Annotated in this window: 21 protein-coding genes; 7 read left to right on the top strand and 14 right to left on the bottom strand. The window is 61.3% G+C overall.

Translation table 11 applies throughout. From position 1 onward, the window contains the following. The first annotated feature begins 109 nt into the window (after nucleotides 1–109). The 6 genes from ASF70_RS04365 to ASF70_RS04390 all read left to right on the top strand — a co-directional run bounded on the left by ASF70_RS04365 (nucleotide 110) and on the right by ASF70_RS04390 (nucleotide 6,000). Nucleotides 110–901: a TVP38/TMEM64 family protein gene (locus ASF70_RS04365; protein ID WP_062577760.1), complete on the top strand. Its 792-nt coding sequence runs from the start codon at nucleotides 110–112 to the stop codon at nucleotides 899–901. Nucleotides 902–936: 35 nt separating this feature from the next. After that, nucleotides 937–1,182 (top strand): zf-HC2 domain-containing protein, encoded by a 246-nt coding sequence (locus tag ASF70_RS04370; RefSeq protein WP_062577762.1) that lies wholly within the window; start codon nucleotides 937–939, stop codon nucleotides 1,180–1,182. Nucleotides 1,183–1,278: 96 nt separating this feature from the next. Further along, nucleotides 1,279–2,499, top strand: a complete 1,221-nt coding sequence (locus tag ASF70_RS04375; RefSeq protein ID WP_062577764.1) for an ABC transporter substrate-binding protein — start codon at nucleotides 1,279–1,281, stop codon at nucleotides 2,497–2,499. 42 nt (nucleotides 2,500–2,541) lie between these two features. Further along, entirely contained in the window at nucleotides 2,542–4,230 is a 1,689-nt protein-coding gene (locus ASF70_RS04380; protein ID WP_062578377.1) for an ABC transporter permease subunit, read from the top strand. Further along, nucleotides 4,230–4,904, top strand: a complete 675-nt coding sequence (locus ASF70_RS04385) for an ATP-binding cassette domain-containing protein (RefSeq protein ID WP_062577766.1) — start codon at nucleotides 4,230–4,232, stop codon at nucleotides 4,902–4,904. The genes ASF70_RS04380 and ASF70_RS04385 overlap by 1 nt, the downstream gene beginning before the upstream one ends. Beyond that, nucleotides 4,897–6,000, top strand: a complete 1,104-nt coding sequence (locus ASF70_RS04390; protein WP_062577768.1) for an FAD-dependent oxidoreductase — start codon at nucleotides 4,897–4,899, stop codon at nucleotides 5,998–6,000. The genes ASF70_RS04385 and ASF70_RS04390 overlap by 8 nt, the downstream gene beginning before the upstream one ends. A 106-nt stretch (nucleotides 6,001–6,106) precedes the next feature. On the opposite strand, the gene ASF70_RS04395 is transcribed toward ASF70_RS04390, so the two are convergent. Next, nucleotides 6,107–7,354, bottom strand: coding sequence for an aminotransferase class III-fold pyridoxal phosphate-dependent enzyme (locus ASF70_RS04395; RefSeq protein ID WP_244473980.1), 1,248 nt, complete (start codon nucleotides 7,352–7,354; stop codon nucleotides 6,107–6,109). Between the two features lie 247 nt (nucleotides 7,355–7,601). On the opposite strand from ASF70_RS04395, the gene ASF70_RS04400 reads away from it, so the two are divergent. Beyond that, nucleotides 7,602–8,324: a GntR family transcriptional regulator gene (locus ASF70_RS04400; protein ID WP_156461761.1), complete on the top strand. Its 723-nt coding sequence runs from the start codon at nucleotides 7,602–7,604 to the stop codon at nucleotides 8,322–8,324. Nucleotides 8,325–8,347: 23 nt separating this feature from the next. Here ASF70_RS04400 and ASF70_RS04405 read toward each other — a convergent pair whose 3' ends face one another. From ASF70_RS04405 to ASF70_RS04465, 13 genes are all read right to left on the bottom strand, one after another. After that, nucleotides 8,348–9,346 carry a transketolase C-terminal domain-containing protein gene (locus ASF70_RS04405; protein WP_062577772.1) on the bottom strand — a complete coding sequence of 333 codons (999 nt, stop codon included), beginning with the start codon at nucleotides 9,344–9,346 and terminating at the stop codon, nucleotides 8,348–8,350. Continuing rightward, entirely contained in the window at nucleotides 9,343–10,209 is an 867-nt protein-coding gene (locus tag ASF70_RS04410; RefSeq protein ID WP_062577774.1) for a transketolase, read from the bottom strand. The genes ASF70_RS04405 and ASF70_RS04410 overlap by 4 nt, the downstream gene beginning before the upstream one ends. A gap of 61 nt (nucleotides 10,210–10,270) precedes the next feature. Next, entirely contained in the window at nucleotides 10,271–11,938 is a 1,668-nt protein-coding gene (locus ASF70_RS04415) for a N,N-dimethylformamidase beta subunit family domain-containing protein (protein WP_062577775.1), read from the bottom strand. 82 nt (nucleotides 11,939–12,020) lie between these two features. Beyond that, nucleotides 12,021–14,267, bottom strand: coding sequence for a N,N-dimethylformamidase beta subunit family domain-containing protein (locus ASF70_RS04420; RefSeq protein WP_062577777.1), 2,247 nt, complete (start codon nucleotides 14,265–14,267; stop codon nucleotides 12,021–12,023). Then, entirely contained in the window at nucleotides 14,257–14,607 is a 351-nt protein-coding gene (locus tag ASF70_RS04425; RefSeq protein ID WP_062577779.1) for a hypothetical protein, read from the bottom strand. Before ASF70_RS04425 ends, ASF70_RS04420 begins: the two co-directional genes overlap by 11 nt. A 115-nt stretch (nucleotides 14,608–14,722) precedes the next feature. Further along, nucleotides 14,723–15,790 carry an extracellular solute-binding protein gene (locus ASF70_RS04430; RefSeq protein WP_082471756.1) on the bottom strand — a complete coding sequence of 356 codons (1,068 nt, stop codon included), beginning with the start codon at nucleotides 15,788–15,790 and terminating at the stop codon, nucleotides 14,723–14,725. A 43-nt stretch (nucleotides 15,791–15,833) separates the two neighbouring features. Then, entirely contained in the window at nucleotides 15,834–16,625 is a 792-nt protein-coding gene (locus ASF70_RS04435) for an ABC transporter permease (RefSeq protein WP_062577781.1), read from the bottom strand. After that, a complete protein-coding gene (locus ASF70_RS04440) occupies nucleotides 16,622–17,443 on the bottom strand; it encodes an ABC transporter permease (protein WP_062578383.1) in 822 nt (273 codons plus the stop codon). The genes ASF70_RS04435 and ASF70_RS04440 overlap by 4 nt, the downstream gene beginning before the upstream one ends. A 53-nt stretch (nucleotides 17,444–17,496) precedes the next feature. Beyond that, nucleotides 17,497–18,606: an ABC transporter ATP-binding protein gene (locus ASF70_RS04445; protein ID WP_062577782.1), complete on the bottom strand. Its 1,110-nt coding sequence runs from the start codon at nucleotides 18,604–18,606 to the stop codon at nucleotides 17,497–17,499. Between the two features lie 124 nt (nucleotides 18,607–18,730). Then, on the bottom strand, nucleotides 18,731–19,519 hold the full coding sequence (locus ASF70_RS04450) for a shikimate dehydrogenase (RefSeq protein WP_062577784.1): 789 nt from the start codon (nucleotides 19,517–19,519) through the stop codon (nucleotides 18,731–18,733). A 20-nt stretch (nucleotides 19,520–19,539) separates the two neighbouring features. Beyond that, on the bottom strand, nucleotides 19,540–20,187 hold the full coding sequence (locus ASF70_RS04455; RefSeq protein ID WP_062577786.1) for a class II aldolase/adducin family protein: 648 nt from the start codon (nucleotides 20,185–20,187) through the stop codon (nucleotides 19,540–19,542). Nucleotides 20,188–20,192: 5 nt separating this feature from the next. Beyond that, nucleotides 20,193–21,473, bottom strand: a complete 1,281-nt coding sequence (otnK, locus tag ASF70_RS04460) for a 3-oxo-tetronate kinase (protein WP_062577788.1) — start codon at nucleotides 21,471–21,473, stop codon at nucleotides 20,193–20,195. Between the two features lie 58 nt (nucleotides 21,474–21,531). Next, the gene (locus ASF70_RS04465) at nucleotides 21,532–22,476 is read right to left on the bottom strand and encodes a DMT family transporter (protein ID WP_162237948.1); all 945 of its coding nucleotides are present in this window, start codon (nucleotides 22,474–22,476) and stop codon (nucleotides 21,532–21,534) included. Nucleotides 22,477–22,535: the final 59 nt, after the last annotated feature.

The following is a 22,535-nucleotide window of genomic DNA, read 5'->3' on the forward strand; positions in this document are numbered from 1 at the left end:
TTCAAAGTCCAGCCGCATTCGATCCTATCAAGCCATAGTGACCACGAGGGATCTGTCGCGCCGGTACATCCGATCCCACAAGGCGTGCCGCAGCTTCACGGAAACCGCCATGATTGACAGCCGTTCCCCACAACACGGCGCGCCGCCGGATGACGAGCCCGCCACCTCGAAGGGCGCTGTCGGCAAAGGTAGCATGTGGCGTTATATGCCCTTGGTCCTCGTCATAGCCGGCCTCGCACTCGGCTATGCCTTCGGCCTGCAGGACTATCTCAGCCTCGGATTTCTTGCCGAACAACGGCAGGCTTTGAGGAGTTACGTCGACACCAATGTCCTCTGGTCGGCCGTGATCTTCCTGCTCGTCTATATCGCGGCCGTCGCCTTCTCGTTTCCGGCAGCGTCCGTGCTGACCATCTTCGGTGGTTTCCTCTTTGGCTGGATGATCGGGGGGGCGCTGGTGGCCGTTGGTGCCACGGTCGGTGCGGTGATCCTGTTCCTCGCCACGCGCTCGGCCTTCGGCAATTTTCTGCGCCACCGGGTTGATGGCGTCATCAAGAAGATGGTGGACGGTTTCCGGGAGAATGCCTTCGGCTATCTCTTCGTCATCCGTCTCGCTCCGGTCTTTCCCTTCTTCGTCGTCAATATCGCGGCTGCCCTGTTCGACATCAGCCTCGGGCGTTTCATAGCCGCCACGTTCTTCGGCATCCTGCCCGGCACTTTCGCCTATGCCTATCTCGGCCAGGGAGTTGACAGTGTGCTGGTCGCCGCGCAGGCGAGCGGAAGGCAAGCGCAGATTTCGGATCTCGTGACGCGCGATATCACGCTCGCCTTCTTCGCGCTGGCGCTGGTGGCGCTGATCCCGACGCTCGTGCGACAGATCGCCAAGCGCAGGAGTTCGCAATGAGCGTTCACTTTACCACATCCGGGGAGGGCTGAGCCATGTTTCGATGCAATGAAGTGGTCGAGCGCGCCAGCCTTCTGATCGACGGCGATCTCGGCTTCTGGCCGCGGTTCAACATCAAGCTCCACCTGGCGATTTGCCGGGGATGCCGGGCCTTCGTCGAACAGATGCGCATCACCCATGATCTGACTGCAATGGCGGGCGCCCTGCATGATCCGGCACCAAGCGAGGAGATTGCGGCCGCGCTCGCGCGACGAAAAATGGGGCCCGGCAAGAAAGCATGAAACCCGGAGCATCTCGAAGACGTAATTCAAACAGGAGCCGCAGCGCGTCAGCGTCAGGCGGTCGACTTTCAGGGAGTAGGGCACAGAATGCGATTGATGACAGGGATTTTCGCCGCCGCTTTGATGGCAGCCACAAGTAGCTTTCCGGCGAAAGCCGCCGGCCCCGAGCTTTCCGACTGGGCAGCCGTCGAGAAGGCAGCAACCGGCCAGACGGTCTATTTCAACGCCTGGGGCGGCTCGGAAAACATCAACGCCTATCTCGAATGGGTGGGCGCCGAGATGCAGTCACGCTACGGGGTGAGCGTGGTGCAGGTGAAGCTTGAGGATACCGCAAGCGCGGTCGCCAAGGTGATCGCCGAGAAAGCCGCCGGCAAGAATGACGGCGGCTCGGTCGATCTCATCTGGATCAACGGCGAAAACTTCGTCTCGATGAAGCAGCAAGGGCTGCTCCTCACCCCCGGCTGGGCAAGCTCGCTGCCCAACTGGGCCTATGTCGATGTCGAAAACCAGCCGACCATCCTCACAGATTTCACCGAGCCGACAGAGGGCCTTGAAAGCCCCTGGGGTGGCGCGAAGATGGTTTTCTTCCATGACAGCGCGCGCACCGAAGCCGTCGCCATGCCGGACAACGCGACTGCGCTTCTCGATTGGGCGAAGAAGAACCCAGGCCGGTTTTCCTATCCGGCCCCACCGGATTTTACAGGCTCGTCCTTTCTGAAACAGGTTTTGAGCGAGGTGATCGCCGACCCCTCCAAACTGGCGAAGCCGGTCAGCGAAGAGACTTTTAACGCTGATGTCGAGCCGCTCTTTGCCTATCTCGACCAGTTGCATCCGGCAGCCTGGCGTTCGGGCAAGACATTCCCGCAGAACTATTCGGATATGAAACAGAAGCTGGCCGACGGCGAACTGGACATCATCTTCGCCTTCAATCCGTCGGAAGCCTCTGCCGGGATCAAGGCCGGCGAACTGCCCCAGACCGTGCGCTCCTTCACCTTCTCCAAAGGCACGCTCGGCAACACCCATTTCGTCGCCATTCCCTACAATGCCAATGCGAAGGAGGGGGCGCTGGTGACGGCGAACTTCCTCATCTCGCCTGAAGCGCAGCTTCGCAAGCAGGACCCGACTTATTGGGGTGATCCGACCGTTCTCGCCATGTCAAAACTGCCGGAGCCGGATCGTGCCGCCTTCAAAGCGCTCGACCTCGGCGCAGCCACCCTTGCGCCGGACAAGCTCGGCCCCGTGATTGCCGAGCCGCATGCGAGCTGGATGGAGCGCATCGAGGTCGAATGGCGCCGGCGCTACGCCAGCGGAAACTGAGCTGTGACAGCCCAGGCGACCGATCGCTCCTTTTTGAACGGAATGACCGCACTTCTTCCGAGGAGTGCGGTTGCCCTCACGCTTGGCCTTCTGGTCCTGCCGATCACTTTCGGGCTCCTCGGCACGTTGCTGCCGGCCTTCGGCTATCTGCCCGCACTCGGCGGACATGACCTCAGCCTGCAACCCTTTCGAGATCTTGCGGCGACACCGGGTCTGCCAACAGCGGCAGTCTTGAGTGTAGCAACCGGCCTCGCCGCCACCCTGATTTCTCTCGGCATCACGCTGATCTTCGTTGCGAGTTACGCCGGCACACCGACGCTGTCACGCCTGCAGCATCTGCTGTCGCCTCTCCTGGCCGTGCCCCATGCGGCGGCCGCTTTCGGGCTCGCCTTCCTGATCGCGCCATCGGGTTTCCTTATTCGCCTCGTCGCGCCTCTCTTTGGCATTGATCGGCCGCCGGACATTCTTATCCCCCATGACCCGATGGGGCTGACGATGATCGCGGGCCTCGTGATCAAGGAAACACCGTTCCTGTTTCTGGTCACGTTGGCGGCCCTGCCGCAGGTGGAGCTTTCCGCAGCGCGAAGGCTTGCAGCCTCCTTCGGTTATGGGCGTATTGCGGGCTTCGTCTACCTGCTCTGGCCGTCGCTTTACCGGCAGATCCGTTTTGCCGTCTATGCCGTCATCGCCTACTCGTCCTCGGTCGTGGATGTGGCGCTGATCCTTGGTCCCAACCTGCCCGGCACGCTCGCGACCCGGCTCGTCCAGTGGATGAACGATCCGGATCTGTCCGTGCGTTTCCTCGCCTCGGCCGGTGCCGTCCTGCAACTGGGCGTCACCCTGGCAGGATTGCTCTTGTGGTTGATGCTGGAGCGGGTCGCTGCGGTCCTGCTCCGCGCATCGCGGGACAGGGGATGGCGGTTCGTTCGCGACCAGTTGCTGCGCCGCGCGTCGATCCTGGTCGTCGGCCTGATCGGCGGAGCCGTCTTCGCAGGCCTCGCCATTCTGGCCATCTGGTCTGTCGCCGGTCTGTGGCAGTTTCCCGATATCCTGCCGCAGAGTTTTACGCCGAGGAGCTGGATGGGTGCCTTGCCGCGCATTGGCGATCCGCTCGTAACGACACTGGTGACAGGTCTCGCCTCGACGCTGCTGGCCATCCTGCTGACCGTCGGCTGCCTGGAGCGGGAGATTCAGACGGGACGCCGCGTGAGCCAGAAGGCGCTGTTGATGCTCTACCTGCCGCTGATCGTGCCGCAGATCACCTTCGTTTTCGGCCTGCAGCTGCTTTTCATCGGTAGTGGTGGCGGCGATTACAGGCTGACAGCCCTCGTGCTCGTGCACCTGGTCTTTGTGCTGCCTTATGTCTTTCTCTCGCTCGCCGATCCCTGGCGCGCGCTCGATCGTCGCTACGAGATCATTGCGACAGCACTCGGCCGGTCACGGCTGTCGGTGCTCGTGTCGATCCGCCTGCCCATGCTGGTCCGTCCGATCCTGACAGCACTTGCCCTTGGCTTTGCCGTCTCGGTTGGGCAGTATCTGCCAACCCTCCTGATCGGGGAGGGGCGGCTCTCGACCATCACCACGGAGGCCGTCGCTCTAGCCTCCGGCAACAACCGCCGTGTCATCGGAGTCTATGCCCTGCTGCAGACCATCCTGCCTTTCCTCGCCTTCGTGCTCTTCGCGCTGATCCCCGCAGCGCTCCACCGCAACCGCCGGGATATGAGGGTCTGATGATCGTCCAGCGACAGCCGACCAATGGCCTCTCCCTCTCGAATGTGTTGATCCGTCTGGGTGATGTCAGCCTGATTGCGCTGACCGCGGACGTTCCTCCCGGTTCAGTCGTCACCGTCATGGGACCTTCGGGATCGGGCAAATCCACCTTGCTGTCCTTCATCGGCGGGTTTCTCGATCCTGTATTCGACGCCAAAGGGACCGTCTTTGTCGATGGTGTCGATCTCCTGTCGCTGGAGCCGCAAGCCCGTCGCGCCGGGATCCTGTTCCAGGACCCGCTGCTCTTCCCGCATATGTCTGTTGGCGCCAATGTCGCCTTCGCCATTCCGGCAGATGTGCGAGATCGCCGCCAACGCCGGCAGATCGCGGCAGACATTCTCGCCGACATGAACCTTGCAGATTTTGCGGATCGGGACCCGGCCACGCTCTCCGGCGGGCAAAAGGGCAGGGTGGCGCTTGCTCGCGTTCTCGTCTCCCGGCCGAGATTGCTGCTTCTCGACGAGCCCTTCTCCAAGCTCGATATGGAGTTGCGCGCCCAGATGCGAACCCTCGTGTTCGAGCGTGCAAGAACCGCCGGCCTGCCGGTCATTCTTGTCACCCATGACGAAGCGGATGCCGAGGCCGCTGGCGGTCCCGTTCATCGTATTGGCATGAAGGGAGCAGCTCATGACTGAGGCGAACGCGAAAATCCCGGTCGTGCTTCTCGGTGGTGGCCACGCCCATGTCGAGGTGGTGCGCCTGTTGGGGCAGATGGGTCTCGGCGCGCAGATCACGCTGGTTTCGCCATCGCGCTATGCGCCTTATTCCGGCATGCTTCCGGGCCATATCTCGGGGGAATACGGTTTCGACGATTTCCACATCGATCTGGCGACCTTGTGCGCGCGCGCTGGCGGCGCCTTTGCCGAAACCACGGCGACCGCTATCGACCCGGAACGCCGGGTGGTCTCAGTCGCGAGCGGCCAAAACCTCGGCTACGGGCTGCTCTCGATCGATATCGGCTCCACCCCTATACTGCCCGACGGCATATCGGCCGGCATCTCCGTAAAGCCGATCGCAAGCTTTGCCGATCGCCTTGCCCGGCTCGATGCGCTGGCCCCAGAAGGACGGCTCTCAACGATCGCGGTCGTCGGGCAGGGGGTGGCAGGCGTGGAGGTCGCCTTTGCGCTCAGACGCCGGTTTTCCGGACGAGACATCCGCATAATACTCGTCGGACGGGCAGCGGAGCCGGTTCCGGAGCGCAGTCGGCGGGCGCGGCATTTGTTGGAGCGGGAATTGCGAAGGGCGGCCATCGCCCATCACCCCGCGTTCGATGTCGTCGCTTTCCACGACGCTGAACTCATCGCCCGTGATGGGCGGCGGCTCGCAGCAGATCAGGTCATCTGGACGACGTCGAGCGGCGCACCAGGCTTCTTGCGCGAGACCGGCCTTCTCCTCGACCAAAACGGTTTCATTTGTGTGGACGAAACGTTGAGATCCCTTTCGCATCCGGATGTCTTCGCTGCCGGCGACGTCGCATCTCTGCCGAGCCCCCGTCCAAAGGCCGGCGTGTTTGCCGTGCGCCAAGGACCGGTCCTGGCCGAGAACATCCGCCGCAGCCTCTGCGGAGAAGCCCCGCTTTCTTATCAACCGCAACGGCAGTGGCTGGCACTGATCTCTCTCGCCGACGGGCGGGCCATTGCCGACAAGTGGAACATAGCCGTGGCCGGCCGCTGGGTGGCCAAATGGAAGCATCGCATCGACTGCCGCTTCATGCGGAAATATCGGGAGTGAAGCGGCCGCCTTGTCGCTATTTCTCGAAGCGAGCCCATTCTGGTTGATCGTTCAGTGCGCCTCGAGCGAGCTGTAACCGTTGCAACGCCGCATGAGGCACGCCGAGCTAATTCGGAGCGGTCTTGGCAACAGTTGCAAATCCGTGCTCGGCGGCTTCGAGAGCGTCGGCGATGTCAGCTTCCGTATGGGCCGCGCAAAGGAACATGTTGTGCCGGGGATGGAAGTACACCCCCTTGGCAAGGGTTGCGTTACAGAACGCATATCCTTTTGCGAAGTCGGCGTCGTCGTCAAACAGAACGGTCGGCATCTGCGCGGGGCCTGACTGACGGATCGATAGACCGAACTGGCGTGAACGTGTTTCCAGACCATCGCGCAGCATTTGACCAAGCCGCGCAATCTTGTCCGGGACGTTGTCGCGGCGGACCACCTTCAGCGTTGCAAGAGCGGCAGCCATCGACACGGCACCAGCCCAGAATGAGCCCGTGACGAACACCTGCGAGGCCGCTTTGCGCAGCCAGTCACTGCCGGTCACCGCCGAAAGGGCGTAACCGTTGGCGATTGCCTTGCTCCAGGCGGAAAGATCGGGACTGACGCCAAGCGGCTCCCAGCTGCCGGCCGTATGAAGACGGAAACCGGTGCGAACCTCGTCGAGGATAACGGCCGCACCTTTGGCGTCGGCAAGCCGTCTTACGGCCCTGGCAAAATCCTGAGTGGGCAGTTCCTGATCAAAACTCATGTCGTGGCGATAGGCCGAGACGACGATCGCGGCAATGTCGTCACCAGCTCCATTGACCGCACCTTCGAGCGATTCAATATCATTGAACGTGTAGTAGGCGAGGTGAGCACGATCTTCTGCCGTTACGCCGATGAGCGACGGAGAGCACCACGGAACTGCGCCGTGATAGGCGCCCTTGGCGACAAGGATTTTCCGCTTACCGGTCGCCGCGCGAGCAACAGTGACGCAGGTTGTAGTAGCGTCGGTGCCGTTCTTCTGGAACATTGTCCAGTCGGCGTGGGAAATAGTATCCACTACGAGTTCGGCCAGTTCGACCATGACTTCAGCTGGTCCGTTGAGGCAATCACCCATGCGCCTCTGGCGTTCGGCCGCCTCCTCGACTTCGGGGTGCTTGTGACCCAGGAGATTGGGACCCCAACTGCACATGAAGTCAACATAGCGGTTGCCATCGACATCCCAAAGCAGGCCACCTTCGCCGTGGCTGAAAAACTGCGGATATCTGTCCGGCAGCTTTGCAGCATTCAGGTGTCCCCACATTCCACCAGGAACGACTTTTTGTGCACGTGCGCGCAACGCGGCGTCTTGCATCCTGACCAGCTCCAACATCGAAAACTCCATCTGATAATCTGATATATCATATATGTCGGTGGCAAACAATATTTAATAGAGAAATTCGAACGCGTACCCCTGTCTCGTGCCGCCGACGTATCATAACAAATGGTGAGAGAACCGTGGGAGGCAGGGCATCATCTGCACCCAAATCAACGCTCCGGCCGCCGAAGCTTGAAACAACCGGCGCCCTCCACGTATATTATATATAGTCCGTGGCTTTGGTTGGCATGGTTCGGCTGTGATGGGGAATGAGATGAGTGGATCGGATCGGGCGACAGACCCGAATGGTGTTGGACCAGTCGCACGCGATAGCCTTACCGGACTGGTTTACAACAACCTTCGACAGGCTTTGATGGAAGGGCGTTTCTGGCCGGGCCATCGCTTTAAGATCCGCGACCTGGCTGCAACGATGAATGTGTCCGAAACACCGATTCGCGAAGCCCTAATGCAGCTCGTTCGCGCCAGAGCTTTAGAAATGCAGGCGGGTCGTTCAATCGCCGTGTCCCACATGACCGCCAAGCAGTATATCGAGCTGCGGACGGTCAGGCTGTTCTTGGAGGGCCTTGCGGCGGAACACGCGACGACGCGTGTATCGGAAGCAGACATCGATCGTATGGAGGCCATCCACGCCGAACTGATTGCCGCGGAGAAGCAGCAGCGGTGGTCGGATGCCGTGCGCGCCAACTGGCAGTTCCATCGCGGCCTGTACGAGGGGTCCGAACTGCCGGAGGTCCTGGCCATACTAGACGATATCTGGATGCGCAACGGTCCGCTCTTGAACTTTCACTACCCGAGCGCTCCCCCGACCTACCCGAACGAGCATCAGCACCTCTCCGTCCTCAAGTACTTGCGGCAGCGTCGTGCGGACAAGGTACGCGAGGCCATTCAGGCAGACATGATGGAGGGTGGCCAAAACCTAGTGCGCCTGCTAGAGAAATCCGGCGGTACCCGCTACCTGCCGCCACCCACTCCCTGACCCTGCAAAATTTGTCGCGCCTGTCATTGCTCCTGTTGCGCTAGGCTCTGTCGCACCGTCGCGGCTAGGGCATTTGCGGATAGTCCATATTTCTCGAAGAGAAATGGCGTGGTGCCGCCTTCCGCAAACGTGTCGCGGACGCCGATGCGGCGGAATTTCGACGACACGTCGTTCTCCATCAGCATCTCCGCCACCGCGCTGCCGAGCCCGCCGATGATCGAGTGATTCTCCGCCGTAACCACGAGCGGCATCCGTCGGGCGAGGTCGATCAAGTCGGGATCGAGCGGCTTGATCGTCGACATGTCGACGATCGTCATTTCGACGCCCTCGCGGCTCAGTTCGTCAGCGGCCGACAGTGCGATGTCGACCATCATGCCGCAGGCGACAATCAGACCCTGTCTGCCCTCGCGCAGCACCCGCATCTTCCCCATGCTGAATTCGGACGCGATTTCACCGGCTCTTTCCGTCCCGTCGGTGCGCTTTAGCCGAAGGTAGACGGGACCGTCATACTTGGCGATCGCGGCGACCGATGCACGTACTTGGTCCGGGCTGCTCGGTTCGATTACCGTCATGTTCGGCAAAGCGCGCATCAGGGCAATATCGTCGATCGCCTGATGGGATACACCAAGCAGTGTCGTCAATCCGGGAATGACGCCGACGATCTTCACGTTGGCGCGTGGATAGGCGACTTGCATCGCCACCTGGTCGTAGCATCGACGGGTTGCAAAGACGCAAAAGCTGTGAACGAATGGGATTTCGCCGGACCGGGCCAAGCCCCCGGCGATGCCGATCATATTGGCTTCGGCGATGCCGACCTGGTGAAAGCGCGCAGGCAACTGATCCCGAAACAGGTCCGTCTCCGTTGGAAGTGTCAGATCCGCCGTCAGGCATACAATCCGTTCGTCGTCGCGCGCGGCCTGCAATAGCGCTTCGCCGTAGTGTTTCCGTGCAGTTGCCGCAGACGCACCACGCGCGTTGAAGTCCAGGACTTCCAGCGATCCGCGATCTTTGCTCTGGCTCATGTGCGCTCCTTTGCGTCAGCAAGTGCGACCAGCGCTTCCTCGGCGACGTCGGCTGGCAGTTTCAGATTGTGTGCGAGGATCCCTTCGAGCGAAGGCACGCCCTTGCCGGCAATCGTTGTGGCCACGAGGCAGGTCGGCCTGTCCCGACCACGGGCTTGATCGAGCGCCGTTAGCAATGCCGGAATATCGTGTCCGTCGATGTTCTCGGATGCCCATCCGAATGCCTTGAACTTCTCGGCAACGGGCTCAACCGATACTACCTTGTCGATGTGACCTTCGACCTGCATGCTATTGTAATCGATGATCAGACAGAGATTGGAGAGACCGGCGCTGCCAGCGTAGAGGGCAGCCTCCCAGAGCTGGCCCTCCTGTAATTCGCCGTCGCCAAGCACCACATAGATGCGGCTGTCCGACTTCCTGCGCCGTGCTGCCAGCGCCATGCCGATGCCAACCGAAAGGCCTTGTCCGAGCGAGCCAAGCGTTGCTTCGATCGCCGTGCCGACCCGCTCCGACGCGTTGACCTCGAATACGGAGCCGTCCTTGCAGTAGTCGCGCACCAGATTTCGGTCGACGAGCCCGCACGCAGCAAGCGTCGCGTAAAAGATCGCAGTGTTATGCGCCGTCGAGAGAAGAAAGCGGTCGCGATCCGGCCACCTCGGGTCGGTCGGATCGATCCGCATTTCGGCGAAGTACAGGACGGCAAAGAGATCGGCTGCACCAAGTCCCTGCTGGACATAGCCCTGGCCGGTGGGCGCCACGAGATTGATCACGTCACGCCGGAGTAACCGGGCGATGCGCGCGAGTTCAGCTGCATCACGGATGCGGGCGGCGGGCTGTCGTTCACGGCTGATGGCACTGTTCATCGATAAGGCGCTCCTAAGCCATCGTTCATTTCTGACATTGTTCCGGCTCCCTCAGTGCGGTTCAGCGGGCCGTGAACCGGTCGAGGATGTTGCGCGTGATGCGCTGGGTAAAGGGATCGCCGCGTTTCAGGCCCATGACCCATTCGCAGGTGGCGGCCGTTAGAACCTCGCCCTTGCCGCGGGTCATGTGCACCATCATGCCGGAACCGTACTTGTATTTGGCGAGCCCCTCCGGCGTCACTTCGCCGGTCACGCATTCGACAAGGCCCTCATGGTCGCTGCCGCGCACATAGTAGCGGAAGCCTTCGCCTTCGGGCTCGTCTTCGGCGAGAACCGCCGGCGACATGGCAAGGATCTCGATCGTGTCGGGTTGACCCTCGACCTCGACGGGGTAGGGGAGGCCGTGGCGGAACGTGTAGTCCAGCCCGTCCACCTCGTAGGCGAAGATATGCTGCTTGTCGCCGAAGATATCGGCATAGTGCAGTCCGGTCCCCGCAAATGCCCAGTGGGTCGGTCGGTAAACGGTCATGCCTTTTTGGCCGTTCGGGGCGAAACCACCCCAGGATGCGTACATCCCGTGCGCGCCGTTGACGCCGACGGTGGAGGCGCCTGGCCACTTCACAGTGTGGTCTTCCCAGGCGCTGGTGAGCAGGTGCGCCTTGTCCGTGCCGGCGACCGGGTCCTTCTGGCTTGCTTTGAATTTGTGGCAGATCTGGCGTTTGCCATCCTCCTCAAGCCGGATCTGCCAGAGGAAGTTGGCGCCGAAGCGAGCGAGGTGTCCACCGCCTTCGACATAGCGCTCAATCGTCTCGCGCATCTCCCAGGTCCAGTATTCGTCATGACCGATAATTGTGACGCAAGGATAGGCGTCGAGCAGTTCCGGTCGGTAGTGCAGGTCGGTCTGGGTAATCATGTCCAGCTCGAACCCCTCCTTTTCGGCCCAAAGCACGAAGTGACGGTCGTATTGCGCCCAGCCGGCAGCCGCATAATACTGGCCAAAACCGTTGGCGTAGGCCCATTCCTTCATCGCGTATCGCGGTGCATCACCCATTTCCGGCGCGGGATCGGCGCAGATGCGCGGGGCACCCGCTGGTAGCCAGACGATCCCGCGCGTCCAGGGCCGTTCCAGCGAGAGGACGGGCGAGGGCTGGTCCTGATTTTCGCCCTCGACGCCGAAATAGTGGTTAGCACCGCCAAAGTCATTATAGGACGTCCAGGTGCCGGTAGGCAGGACCATCAGGATCTTGGCGCGGCGGGTTTTGTCCGTGGGGCGCACGACAAAGAAGTGATGCTGGACGAACTTGATGCCGTTCGGCCTCTCGCAGGTCGAGACGACCCTGTAGAAGCCAGACTTGAGGTCGACCGGAAGCGTCCACTGATGGCTGACCGGCCAGTTGCAGCCGTTACGGTAGGCATCCTTGGGTGTTGACGAAAATACGCCGTTGATTGCCTCGACCTCATGCACCGTCTCCGGGTGCAAACCGTCACGATAGATCTGCATGCGCCATGTCTTGGCAGTCGAGGTCGAGTGGAAGGTGACCTCGTCGCCCGGATCGTAGGAGATCGCATCTGTGTAGGTATAGACCTCGGGAATATCGGGATCTTCGCGCGGCGCTTCGTACCATGGCTGGCTGTTCCAGTGATCGTCGGCATACATCGGCCGCACCTTGCGGGGCGCAACATTCATGGTGCCGAGTTCAGGCGATTGGAATTCCGGTCTGTCTGCCATGGTGATGGTCTCTTGCGATATTTGCGGCCGATGCCGCCGGGTTCGAAAGGCCGCACTGGCATGTGCGGCCCGGCATTTCCGCCTATGCCAAACTCGGCAGGACGAACGGTTCCGGGTCGAGGAACCGCTTCACGACGTTGAGCGTGATGGCACTGATATTGTTGTCGTAGTTGTTGTAGCCTAGCGACATGCCGAACGTGATCGAGCCCGAAGCGAAGACCGCCCCGCCATTGGCTGTCTCGAAGAACACCATGTCGGCGCGGACAAGTGCGTTCTGGGTGCCGTCGAGCCCGTCGACCATGGTTCGGAACTCCTCCGGTGTCGGAAGCGCGCCGGCGCCGAGACCTTCGGAGGTTGCAAGCAGCAGCGCGTGGCGCGGCGTTCCGAGTTCGTAGTCGAGACGGTCGATCTCGCTGCCGACGGCGCCGCCATAGCGGAAGCCGAAATCGCCGAATTTTTCGTATCTGCCGGTGCCTTCGAAGATGAAGGCCGCTCGCGGATCCTCACTGTCGGGCATGCGCACATAGTAGGTACAGGTGTCGTTGATCATGGCCGAGAAGCCCGTGCCGACCAGTTTTTGTGGCGCAAAGCCGCTGTGCCGCCAGAGTGCACCCGGTTCGCCGGTACCGGCCAGATGCACTTCGCCCGGCTCGGACTCCCAGGTGCGCGTACCCGCCATGCCGCGGCGCACTTCGAGCGCCGCCGGAGCCGCCGGGTGGAAGCCGCAGCGCCAGTAGAAGGCATTGCCGCCCATCGAGACGTGGCGACCGCCTGCATTCTGGTACTCCATGATGCCGTTCATCATGTTGAACGAGTAGTATTCGGCGTGCGTCGGCGTCATCATCGCCCGGTAGGGTTTGAGCGCCCGAGCGCCTTCCCGGTCCAGCTCGACATCGGTGATGACGTCGTAGGCGATGCCCTTTTCCTCGAGCCAGTCGAGAATATGGGTGTCGTTGATCAGGTTGAACCAGTAGCCGCGCGGCCGCATGCTGAGCACCGGACGGAGCCAGGACGAATAGGCGCGGCCGGATCCATCGACATGGCTGTCATAGGTAGACTGGCCGATCTGAGGATGCTCCTGCATGTAGACATCGTCCAGTGGCAGCCACAGCACGTGCTCCATCAGCGTCTCGAAATGCACCTGATAGAGACGCAGCGCGCTGTTGGCATAGGCCAGATAGGTGGCAACCGAAAGCACGACCACGAGGTCGGCCCGCTTCGTCTTCTCGCCGGGTGTGACGAAGAACGTCACATAGCTCTCGCAGTCCGGCTCCGGTTCGTCGCCGGCCGGCGTCAGCCGCAGCGCATAGACGCCGGTTCGCCACTCCTCGGGCACATCGAGAGAGAAGGTCGCCTGCCACTGGCAGTCGTAGATGTCATCGTTGTGAAAATGGATGGCGGCGTATTCGCGCGGCGCAAGCCGGAAGTCATGAACCGCACCGGACCAGAAAAAGCCCGTGACGCCGCGGCGGGGCAACTGGTGCAGACGCCCGTGCAGGCAGTTGGCGGAAAGATCCTTCACGTCGAGCGAGGTGATACCTTCGCCGAAATCCCAGGAGGCGACAAGACCGGGTGCGGCAGAGCCGGTGCGAGGCTGGCAGTCGTAAACCCTCAGCGCTTCGGCACTCAGCGCCAGCGACACGACCCGCGGCGCCTCGATCTTGCCGTCGAAGTGGGCAGTGTAACGTTTCGCGCCGTCCAGATGATGCGCTGCGATTAGAAAATCCAGGCCGCTGTCGAGTGCCGACATGTCGGAAAGGTCGAAAGTCTCGGCATGGGCAACAGCCGGACGCGTGCCGTCGGCAGGCACGATCAACGACAGCGTTGCAGTCTTCTTTGCGAAGTCGAGAGTTGCGGAGATGAAGGACCAGACACGCTCGCGCGCCTTGACGTCGAGGGTCAGGCTAAGGCTTCCGGTGCGCAGAACGGGATGGCCCTCGACATCGAGTTCGAGCGCATATCCTTCGGCTGTGCTTTCGCACCAGCTGCCCATGATACCTCGGGCGTTGTCGGCGATGCGGGTCGGATAAATGTAGCAGCCGAAAGACCATGCGGTACCGCTCGGTACGAGTGCGCCACCATGAGGGATCACCGCGCAGGAGCCGGGGCGGATTTCCTGGTCGAGGCAGGTGTGGACGCCATCGATGGTGCTATTCATCAGGTCGTACTTGAAGCCCGGTCCGTTGACGTCGACGTCACCGCAGCGGAGGCGCATGACTTCAACCTTGACGGCGTCGCGTTTGCTCGACAGCTGGAATTTGACGGTTTCTCCGGCCGGAACGCTGATGCGGTCGGGGTAGCCGAGATACTCGTTGGTCTTATAGATCACCTTGATACTCCGGGGGTAATGTTGCACCCGTCATGGCCTGCCAGCGGATCTTGAAGACATGCCATTCCGCCTCGGCCAGCGAGGTGAAGATGCGCTCGTCGACGAAAGGCATCGGATCGCCGCGCCGCTCGGGAATGCGCGACAGGCGCCAGGCCTTGCCGGCCTCCAGCACGACCAGCACGAGACGACCCTGGGCTTTGCCCCAGCGCATTTTGGCCAGCATCTTGCGAAGTTCGGCCCCATGCACGCCAAGCGGGCTGTCGCGGAACTCCTCCACCAGATCGAGCCGTTGCGGGTCGATGACATAGCGCAGCGCGTTCGGGTCACTGGTGTGATCCATGGAAATCGTCCTGTCGTTGCAGTCGTATGGATTTGCTTATCGGCATGTTGGGCCTTCCCCCCACAGACGGGGAGAAGGCGATGAGGAGCAGTTGTGACTGACCGTTTTAAAGCGATTAGCGGGTCAGCCAGGCTGTCCAGCGCTGACGCAGTTCGTCGCGATGGGCGCCGATCCATGTGAAGTCCGGTTTCACCAGCTTCTCGTAGTTCTCCGGCGAAGTCGCAAACAGCTTTGCTTCCTCCGGCTTCAGCTGGTCGTAGACGGTCTTGCTGCCGGTCGCGTAGTTCACGTCACGCATGAAAGGCACATGCGCTTCGGAATTGGCGTAGAAGAAGTCGAGATAGGCAAGCGCAGCATTCTTGTCGGGCGCACCCTTGAGGATCGCCATATAGCCGGTGTCGCGGATGGCTCCGTCCCAGGACATGGCAACCGGCGCGCCTTCCTTGACCACTGCCAGCGCGCGGCCGGAGTAGCTCATGGTCATCACGACTTCCTTGTTGCGCATGATCTGCTGCACCTGGTCGCCGGTCTTCCACCAGACCGCGACATGCGGCCTGATTTCATCGAGCTTTTTATACGCGCGTTCAAGATCGAGCGGGAAGAGTTCGGTCTGTTTCACTCCGTCTGCCAGAAGTGCGGCGACCGGAACCCACCAGTCGCGATCGCCCGTGTCAGGCAGGCCGCGCGGGCCGGGGAAGTCCTTGACGTTCCAGAAGTCCGCCCAGGTCTTCGGCGCCTTGTCCTTGAACACGTCGGTATTGTAGTTGATCAGCATGCCACCGGTGGTCCGGGCGACGCCGTAGGGCGTGCAAGCATCCGCAACGCCGAATTTCTGCACGCTGGGAAGCTGGCTACAGTCAATCTTCTCGAGCATGTTAGTGCGCGCGACGAGATCGGGGCCGGTGGCAGTGACGATATCGAATTCGACGTTTCCTGTGCGCGTCATCGCTTCCGCACGCGCCCACTGGTCGGGAACCTCGATGGCGACGGGCACCACTTCAACGTCCTTGGCCTCGGCGAACGGTTCGTAGAAATACTTGGCAAGCGAATTGCCCATCAGGCCGCCTGTCGTGGCGATGACCAGCTGCTCCTCCAGTTCCTGCGCGACGGCGGGCGTCGTGGCGGCTATTCCTGCGGCGATTGTGATCGCTGCGGTGGTCCATTTCCAGTTCTGTATCGGCATGATGGTTCTCCTCTTCTTTTTGAGTTTTACGCGTGGTTCCCAGTCAGGTTTTGGCTCGCGACCTCATGAGGAAGGCGACGGCGAGTATTATTATGGAGAGGACGATCAGCAGCGTGGCGATCGCCGGAATGATGGGGGTCAGGTTTTGCTCGATGTCTTCGAACATCCGTCGCGGAAGGGTTTTGTAGCGGACACCGGACAGGAAGAAGGAAACGACCGGTTCATCGAAGGAGATGATGAAGGCAAACAGCGCGCCGCTCACCACGTTCGGCAGAATGAGGGGAAGCGTAATCAAACGGAAAGCGTTGAAACGGCTCGCACCGCAGCTCATCGCCGCCGCTTCCAGGTTCGCATCCACCTTCCCAAGTGCAGAGGCGGTTGTGAACACGACGAAGGGAAGCGCCAGGATGGTGTGGGCAAGCACAAAGCCTGGAACCGTCCCGGACAGCCCGATCGACTGGAAAAACAGGTAGAGACCGACCGCCAGCGCGATGTGCGGGACAATGATCGGGCCGATCAGCAGGATCTGGAAGAGCGTCGCGAGACTGCTCCTTCCGCGGACCATGGCGTACGTCGCCGCGGTGCCGATGACCGACGCCGAGATCGCGGTGAGGAAGGCAACCTGCACGCTGAGCCACATGGCGTTGCGCCATTGGCGGCTGGCGAAAAATTCCTCGTACCATTTCAGCGTAAAGCCGCGTGGAGGGAACTTCAGGTAGTCGCTTGTGCCAAAGGACATCGGGATGACAATGACCAGCGGAATGATGATGAAGGCGAGAACGGCGTAGACATATGCGCCGAGAGCCAGCGAGCCTTTGTCGACGGGTGGTTTCATGATTGCGCCCCCATCAAACGATCGAACCGGAGCGTCTTGCTGAAGATGATTGCGAGCAGGGTAACGAACAGCGTCAGGACGCCGACGAGTGCCGAGGCGAACGGCCAGTCCAGGACCTCGCGAATTTGCTGCGAGACAAGTGTGGCGATCATCAGTTCCTGCGGCGATCCGAGCAGTGCCGGTGTGATGAAGAAGCCAAGTGCGGTCAGGAATACCAGCAGCGAGCCGCTGGCGATGCCCGGCAGGCTGAGTGGCAGGATCACTTCTCGGAAGGTGGCGAACCGCGACGCGCCCAGAACTGCTGCGGCGCGTAGATAGTCGTTGGGAATGGCGCGCAGGGATCCGAAGATCGGCAGGATCATGAACGGCAGGAGCACGTGAGTCATCGCCACAACGACCGCTCCTTGCGTGTAGAGAAGCTTCAGCGGCTCTGATGTGATGCCGACAGCGATCAGGCCGGAATTCACTAAGCCTTCACGCTGGAAGAGGAACGACCACGCAGCAGTACGCACCAGCACGCTCGACCACAGGGGTAGAATGACGCAGGCGCCGACCAGGGCAGCCGTGGTGCCGCGGGCGCGGCTCATAAAGTAGGCGACCGGGAAGCCGAGCAAGATGGCAAGGCCGGTTACCAGCACAGCAGTCCACACGGTCCGCATCAGTACCCGCGCATAGACCGGATTTGTGACGACCCGTGCGTAGTTATCGAGTGTTGGGGCCGGTTCCATGAAGCTGATGTAAAGAAGCTGGGCGATTGGGTAGAGGAAGACGAATGCGATGATGGCGAAGAACGGCGCCAGCAGCAGCAGCGTTGCCAGTCCGCTGAGGCGTCGACCGTCAGAATGCCAGAACTGGGATCGGGTGCGACTGGTCACTTTGTCCCCTCGGCATAGAGCAGGATCGCTTCTTTCGGAACGCTGAAGGTCGCTGTCGCGCCGCGTGTCAGTGCGGCGAGATCGGAAGCGCCGGGAAGGCGAGCGCGGATTTCCGTTCCGTCGGGCAATGTGCCAATCAGCAGCAGGGCGGCCCCCGCATAGACGACGTCAGACAGGGTGACTTGCAGCGAGTAATCGGAAACACCGGTGCCGAGAGCCAAGCGCTCGGGCCTGAAGCCTAGAACGGCTTTCTGGCCAGTCTGCATTGTGTCGACGGCCGCAGCGGCCGGAACGGTCCAGCGTTCGCCCGACGGCAGCAGGACCGTCATCGTGTCGACGATGCTTTCCACCGTGACGTTGATGAAGTTCATCTCGCCGATAAATCCGGCGGTGAAGAGATTGGCTGGACGCTCATAAAGCTCGCGCGACGGTCCGATCTGCTGGATCTTGCCGTCCTTCAGCACCGCGACCCGGTCCGCCATGGTGAGCGCTTCGCTCTGGTCGTGGGTGACAAAGATCACGGTAATGCCGAGCTCGGCATGCAGGCGCTTGATTTCAAGCTGCATATCCTCGCGAAGGTTCTTGTCGAGAGCGCTTAAAGGCTCGTCCATCAGCAGGACACGGGGGCGATAGACGATTGCCCGAGCCAGCGCGATCCGCTGCTGCTGGCCGCCGGACAACTGGTTTGGAAAGCGCTCCCCGTAACCGGCGAGGCGTACGGTGGCGAGCGCTTCTTCAGCCTTGGCGTGTCGCTCGGCTTTCGCCATGCCACGCATCTTTAGGGGAAAGGCAACGTTGTCCAAAATGGACATGTGCGGAAACAGCGTGTAGTTCTGGAATACCATTCCCAGGTTGCGCTTGTTCGCGGGGAGATAGGTGAGGTCTTCCTCATCGACGACAATGTTTCCGCTCGTGGGAAACTCGAAACCCGCCACACTCATAAGGATCGTCGTCTTGCCGGAGCCGCTTGGTCCGAGCAGCGCCAAAAATTCTCCTGCAGCGATTTCGATGTCGACGCCGTTGACGGCGAAGACGCTCCCGAAGCGCTTCTCAAGACGACTTATGCGGATAGACGCGCCAGCCGCCGGTGCTCTGTTTGTTGCCATAGTCAATGAAGCCTGTTCCCACTTTTTTTGTTTGGCTTGGCTCAGGGCGCGAGACCCTTCAGAATGCGATTAGTATTGGACCTATACGTGGCGAACTCCGTTCGATATTTGATATATCGGAATGCTACTGCTTAATGAATGTTGCGACAAGGGCCATTTGCGCGTCGAGCATGGCTTTTCCGCCGATGGTGACGGCACCGCGCGCGCAGGCCGCATCCATCAGCCTGGTCACTGGCGGATTGACGATGATGTCGTAAACCACAGTAGAACTGGCGATGCCGCCGATCTCTGCCGGGACCGCATCCCCAGGCTTCATTCCGAGTGGCGTTGTATTGACGATCAGATCAAAGTCTTCCGGCGGAGCGGGTCCGGCCGATACCCTTGTTGCCGGGAACAGGGCCTGTACCGCGTCGGCGAGAGCGTGGCCGCGCGCTTCGTCACGATTGGAGATCCGCAGTTCCGCAGCGCCGGCTTCTGCAATTGCCATTGCCGTGGCGCGGCCGGCACCGCCCGCGCCGAGTTGCAGAACCCGTTTGCCTTCGACCGAGCATCCGTGGGCGTCGAGGCCGGCAAGAAAGCCTGGTGCATCGAGATTGTCGCCAACCAGCCAGCCGTCACGGCTTCGCCGGACGAAGTTCACGGCGCCAATCATCCGGGCCCGGTTGGTGACCTCATTTAGCAGCGGCATGATCGCCACCTTGTGCGGGATAGTGACGCCGAAGCCGACGACGTTGCCCATGCAGCGGATCGCGTCGACGACGGTGCCGAGGTCCCGCGGGCGAACGGCAAGCGGCGATGTCGCGAGGTCCTCGCCGCTCTCGGCGAAATAGGCATTCAGCACGGCGCTGGCGCGGACGTGGTCCACGGGATCGGCAAGTACGAACATGATCTTAGAGGTGCCGGTGATCTCCATGGTGCATCCTCCCCTTACGATCAGCCGGGCAACCGGCTGCGGCCGTAGCCCTTGTAGCGTTCCAGAACCCGTACGATCTCGTCGTCGGGAATGATTGCAGGCTCGCCGGCCTGACGGGCGAGAATGTACTGGCGGGCAAGCGTCTCGAGCTTCACCGTCAGGTCGAAGGCCTGCTGCAAGGAAGGGGCGGCAACGATCATGCCATGATTGGCGAGAAGGCACGCCTTCCGGTCCTTCAGCGCCGCGACGGCGCCATCCGCCAGCGCTTTCGTGCCGAACGTGGCGTAGGGTGCGCATGGCACGTCCGTGCCGCCGAAGCTGGCGATCATGTAGTGAAATGCAGGGATTGGCCTGGCGAGGCAGGAGAGCGCCACGCAGCAGTCCGCATGGGTATGAATTATCGCCTGGACATGCGGATAGGCTTGGAGAATTGCCTGATGCATATGCCATTCGCTGGACGGGATGCCATTGCCGACGTTGTCGCCATTCCGGTCCAGCCGCACCAGTTGCTCCACGGTCATGTTGCTGCTGTTGCCACCGGTCGGTGTGACCAGCATGTCGTCGCCGATGCGGCAGCTAACATTGCCGCTCGAACCGTGATTAAAGCCCTTGACTTCCAGCTTCGCGACGAGGTCGAGCATCGTCTTTCGCAGGTCCATCTCGTTCATACGATTTACTCCGGGTTCTTCATGGACGCCAGCGCCCGGGTGAAAAGGTCGACAGGGCCGAGTTTGCCGGACTTCAGGCAGAAAGCGACGGGATCGTCACCGTTCGTGGTTGCCGTGCCGACGCCCGGGCCGCCATAGGGACCGACATTCAGGCCGCGGATGCCGAGGCGCTCGACGACGGACCCGGACGTTTCTCCACCGGCGACGACGAACCGCCGCACGCCGGCGCCATGGAAGGCGACGGCAAGGTCGCCGACGATCTTTTCGCCAAGCGCCGCAGCGCCATCCCTGCCGTACCGCGCCTGCGCAGCGGCAACGGCCTCTGGCGCGGCGGATGTCGACAGTCCGACTGGGCCGGTCTCGAGTTTTGGCAGCGCCCAACGGAGGGCTGCATCGACCGCGGACTCGGCGCTGTCGATGTCAGTTAGATCGATCCGCAGGACGGGATGCGACCGCTCGAAGTCGGCGAGCTGTTCGAGTGTCCGTTCGGCGCAACTGCCAGACAGCACGACACCCTTGCCTGACACAGGCTGAAGGCTGCGCGTATGCGGTTCGCCGGTCAGGAGACCTCTCTGTCGCCACAGCGCCGGATAGTGCTGGACGATTGTGGCATTGCCGGTCACTAGAGGCCAGTCGCAGGTCAGTTCGGCGATGGCTTCGAGATCACGATCGTAGATCGTATCGGTAATGAAATAGCGGATGCCCTCTGCTGCTTGGTCGGCGACGGCCAGCCGGAGCGTCGTGCCGCCCTCGCTGACGGCGGGGTGTGCAAGTAGCCCGACTCGGGTCTTCGTCTGCCGCTGCAGCACGCGGACGAGGTCCGGATCGGTCATTGGTGTCAGTGGATCGTGCCGCTTGGGGGATTCCGAAATCAGTTGGCTGCCGAGAAACAGGTGCCCGTTGTAGACTGTACGCTTCAGTGCCGGCGAGGCAGGACAGAAGGCGGCATAGGGCGCGCCGGTGGTCGCCATCAGGATGTCAGCCACGGGGCCGATATTTCCGTCATCGGTCGAGTCGAACGTTGCGCAATACTTGAAGAAGATTTGGCGTGTGGCGCGCGCAAGCAATGCTCGGGCCGCTCTTTCGGTTCTTGCAACGGCTTGTGCCGCCGGAATGACGCGGGTTTTCTGCGCAACGACGATAGCGTCGACATCGCCGATTGTATCCACAGCCTCAGGATCGGTCACAAATGCGCAGTCGACGCCGTGCGCGACAAGCATTGCGGCAGTTTCCATTCCACCTGTGAGATCGTCGGCCACGACCCCGAACACCGGCTTGCCCATCATGTCTGCACGACCATCCCTGTTGCGCTTCAGATAGACGATACATGATATATCAAATATTTTATTTGGGAATGGGTGGCGGATAATTTTCCGCGGCATCGTGCCCGAGGTCGGCGTTGTCAACGGTTGCACCCTTACCGATCGGACCGCTCGTGCCACGCATTTTCTCGCGCAAGACCGTCAAGAGGCCAGCGAAAATTATGATCGAGATACCGACAAGCGCAACGGCATCGGGAAATTCGTCGAAGATCAATGCGCCGAAGACCACAGCCCACGCCAGCTGCGAGTAGTGCATTGGCGCGATCTGGGTAGCGTTTCCGTGGCGCGTGGCCGACACGAAGGCCCATTGACCAAGGCCGTAAGACATGCCGGCAAGCGCCAGCAGGGCGCATTCCTTCAACGTCGGCACGATGGCGCCGTGGATGAGCATAACCCCCGCGTTGACTAGGAGAAGGTAGGCGATGAGTGTTCCCAGAACACTCGTTGTCTTAACCTTGCCGTTAACGCGCCGAAGAATGATGACCGCCGTGCCAGTGCCGAGGCCGGTGAATATCGCGGCAAGATGGCCGCCCTCGAATGCCTCGTGGCCCGGCTTCACGACAAGGAGAACGCCGATGAAGCCGATAATAACGGCTGACCAGCGCCACATCCCCACATGCTCCTTCAGCACCAGTGCCGACATGATGGTCACGAACAGGGGCGCCATGAACACCAGCGCGTAGGCCTGCGCCAGCGGGATCGCGGTGAAAGCGTAGACACCTGTAAGACTGGCGACAACGCCGCAGATCGCGCGGCCGTGCACGGCAAGAGGATGGGCGGTGCGCCAGAAGTCGCGCCATCGTTCGCCGGGATGGCGGGTGAAGAGAACGGCCAGAGCTGCGAAGACGTTGACGATGAATGCCATCTGGAAGACCGACAAATGGCCGCCACCGGCGGCCTTTACACTAGCGTCAGTGATGGAGAAGGCCGCATAGGCAAGGAGTGCATGGATGTAGACACGTCTCAAGACAATTCGATCCCATGGCATAGAACATGGAAAATATATCATATTTCCACGCCCAGGGT

The organism is Rhizobium sp. Leaf321 (assembly GCF_001423215.1).
Taxonomy (GTDB): domain Bacteria; phylum Pseudomonadota; class Alphaproteobacteria; order Rhizobiales; family Rhizobiaceae; genus Neorhizobium; species Neorhizobium soli.

Excerpts from the sequence above, each read along its gene's own strand:
- ASF70_RS04365 (WP_062577760.1), top strand. The coding sequence starts at position 110 with ATGATTGACAGCCGTTCCCCACAACACGGCGCGCCGCCGGATGACGAG.
- ASF70_RS04370 (WP_062577762.1), top strand. The coding sequence starts at position 937 with ATGTTTCGATGCAATGAAGTGGTCGAGCGCGCCAGCCTTCTGATCGAC.
- ASF70_RS04375 (WP_062577764.1), top strand. The coding sequence starts at position 1,279 with ATGACAGGGATTTTCGCCGCCGCTTTGATGGCAGCCACAAGTAGCTTT.
- ASF70_RS04380 (WP_062578377.1), top strand. The coding sequence starts at position 2,542 with ATGACCGCACTTCTTCCGAGGAGTGCGGTTGCCCTCACGCTTGGCCTT.
- ASF70_RS04385 (WP_062577766.1), top strand. The coding sequence starts at position 4,230 with ATGATCGTCCAGCGACAGCCGACCAATGGCCTCTCCCTCTCGAATGTG.
- ASF70_RS04390 (WP_062577768.1), top strand. The coding sequence starts at position 4,897 with ATGACTGAGGCGAACGCGAAAATCCCGGTCGTGCTTCTCGGTGGTGGC.
- ASF70_RS04395 (WP_244473980.1), bottom strand. The coding sequence starts at position 7,354 with ATGGAGTTTTCGATGTTGGAGCTGGTCAGGATGCAAGACGCCGCGTTG.
- ASF70_RS04400 (WP_156461761.1), top strand. The coding sequence starts at position 7,602 with ATGAGTGGATCGGATCGGGCGACAGACCCGAATGGTGTTGGACCAGTC.
- ASF70_RS04405 (WP_062577772.1), bottom strand. The coding sequence starts at position 9,346 with ATGAGCCAGAGCAAAGATCGCGGATCGCTGGAAGTCCTGGACTTCAAC.
- ASF70_RS04410 (WP_062577774.1), bottom strand. The coding sequence starts at position 10,209 with ATGAACAGTGCCATCAGCCGTGAACGACAGCCCGCCGCCCGCATCCGT.
- ASF70_RS04415 (WP_062577775.1), bottom strand. The coding sequence starts at position 11,938 with ATGGCAGACAGACCGGAATTCCAATCGCCTGAACTCGGCACCATGAAT.
- ASF70_RS04425 (WP_062577779.1), bottom strand. The coding sequence starts at position 14,607 with ATGGATCACACCAGTGACCCGAACGCGCTGCGCTATGTCATCGACCCG.
- ASF70_RS04430 (WP_082471756.1), bottom strand. The coding sequence starts at position 15,790 with ATGCCGATACAGAACTGGAAATGGACCACCGCAGCGATCACAATCGCC.
- ASF70_RS04435 (WP_062577781.1), bottom strand. The coding sequence starts at position 16,625 with ATGAAACCACCCGTCGACAAAGGCTCGCTGGCTCTCGGCGCATATGTC.
- ASF70_RS04445 (WP_062577782.1), bottom strand. The coding sequence starts at position 18,606 with ATGGCAACAAACAGAGCACCGGCGGCTGGCGCGTCTATCCGCATAAGT.
- ASF70_RS04450 (WP_062577784.1), bottom strand. The coding sequence starts at position 19,519 with ATGGAGATCACCGGCACCTCTAAGATCATGTTCGTACTTGCCGATCCC.
- ASF70_RS04455 (WP_062577786.1), bottom strand. The coding sequence starts at position 20,187 with ATGAACGAGATGGACCTGCGAAAGACGATGCTCGACCTCGTCGCGAAG.
- otnK (WP_062577788.1), bottom strand. The coding sequence starts at position 21,473 with ATGATGGGCAAGCCGGTGTTCGGGGTCGTGGCCGACGATCTCACAGGT.